The organism is Massilia sp. DJPM01, from assembly GCF_030348125.1.
In the GTDB taxonomy this organism is placed as follows: Bacteria; Pseudomonadota; Gammaproteobacteria; order Burkholderiales; family Burkholderiaceae_D; genus Telluria_A; species Telluria_A frigida.
The window spans coordinates 1-501 of the sequence record NZ_JAQOZV010000235.1; the positions used below are offsets into that span (position 1 = coordinate 1).

Sequence of the window (501 nt, forward strand, 5' to 3'; positions counted from 1 at the left end):
ATCGAAACCAAACTCGGCGACGTACTGGTCGGCGCCGACACCGCGACCAAGGTTGCAGTCCATGCTTTGGTTGATGGCGTTCTCAGCAAGCTTGCAGGCGGTGATTTCAAGTCCGGCGCTGCCGCGTCTGCTGCCACGACGGCGTTGCTCGAAATCTTCGGCGATGACATCAAGAAAATCCCTGGCTTGAATGCCGGGGATGCGAATGCGGTGACGACGATGCTCGCTGGAATTGTGGGGAATGTCGTCGCGAGTACCGCAGGCGCGTCGCCAAGCGGTGCAAACGCAGCCGGATTCATATCCAATGTGGCGGCAACGAACAATTACCTGAAACATGGCGACGCTGCGTTGTTCAAGCAGAAATTGGATAGCTGTGAGGCTCAAAAGGGCGGGTGCCCGGAAGATGTGCGTCGAAAGATCATTTACGAGTTCAAAGTAATTTCTGACCAGAATGACAAAGGCTTGCAGACCTGCATTCTTCATGCAGACGAGTCATGTCTC

1 pseudogene is annotated in these 501 nt (G+C 54.9%); it reads left to right on the forward strand.

The annotated features are described in order from the left end of the window. Positions 1–501 (forward strand): annotated as a pseudogene (locus tag PO883_RS34845) (hypothetical protein); the annotation flags it as partial.